Source organism: Mycolicibacterium agri, from assembly GCF_002553505.1.
Taxonomy (GTDB): Bacteria; Actinomycetota; Actinomycetes; order Mycobacteriales; family Mycobacteriaceae; genus Mycobacterium; species Mycobacterium agri.
The window spans coordinates 1-899 of the sequence record NZ_PDCP01000232.1 but is presented as its reverse complement, the minus strand read 5'-3'; the positions used below and the strand labels follow the sequence as shown (position 1 = coordinate 899).

At 61.5% G+C, this 899-nt stretch carries 2 pseudogenes; one reads left to right on the top strand and one right to left on the bottom strand.

Going from position 1 to position 899, the window contains the following annotated elements:
- Nucleotides 1-111, top strand: a pseudogene (locus tag CQY20_RS34410) (IS30 family transposase); the annotation flags it as partial.
- A 57-nt stretch (nt 112-168) separates the two neighbouring features.
- Here CQY20_RS34410 and CQY20_RS33945 read toward each other — a convergent pair.
- Nucleotides 169-822 (bottom strand): annotated as a pseudogene (locus tag CQY20_RS33945) (IS256 family transposase); the annotation flags it as partial.
- Nucleotides 823-899 lie beyond the last annotated feature (77 nt).

Genomic DNA, 899 nt, shown 5'->3' with positions numbered 1-899 from the left:
GACCGCGCCGTTCCTGGACATTGGGAGGGTGATCTGATTCTGGGTGCTGGGGGTAAGTCCGCGATCGGCACACTGGTGGAGCGGGCTACCCGCTTCGTAATGCTGCTGCACCGGGCTTGTCAAGTTAAGTGTGTAAGTGGCTCTGGCCCTTTCGTGTTTGGCTGGGTGTCATAGTGGGAGTCGGTCGGGGAATTGGATGGCGAAGGTGTTGAGCGCTTCGGTCCAGTTGTAGGTTCCTTGTCCTTGGTTTCCTCGTTTCTGGTTGATGTTGCGGATGGCCAGATACAGCAGTTTCATCGCCGCAGCGTCGGAGGGGAATGATCCTCGGGCCTTGGTGACTTTGCGCAGCTGGTAGTTCAGCGACTCGATGGCGTTGGTGGTGTAGATGATCTTGCGGATCTCGACGGGGAACGCCAGAAACGGCACGAATTCGGCCCACGCCCGGTCCCAGACCGCGACCGCTCCGGGCGATTTGGTGTTCCACTGGGCGCGGAACTGCTCGAGCGCCAGTTTGGCGGCGTCTTCGGTGGCCGCGGTGTAGATCGGGCGCAGCGCTTGGGCCATCTTGCGTCGGTCGGTGTAGGAGGCATAGCGCATCGAGGCCCGCAGCAGATGCACGACGCAGGTTTGTACGACGGCCTGTGGCCAGATTGCGGCGATGGATTCGGCCAGCCCGGCCAAACCGTCGCAACAGACGAACAACGCATCGCGACACCCGCGGTTGCGCAGCTCGGTGAGCACCCCGTGCCAGAATTTGGCGCCCTCGGTCTGCTGAATCCAGATCCCCAGGACCTGTTTGATGCCGTCGATGTCGACGCCGATTGTTGCGCGTCGCTCAGGATGACGATGATGGCGTCAATGGGGTGGACGACGATCTGATGATGAGAACGGCCCCGCTC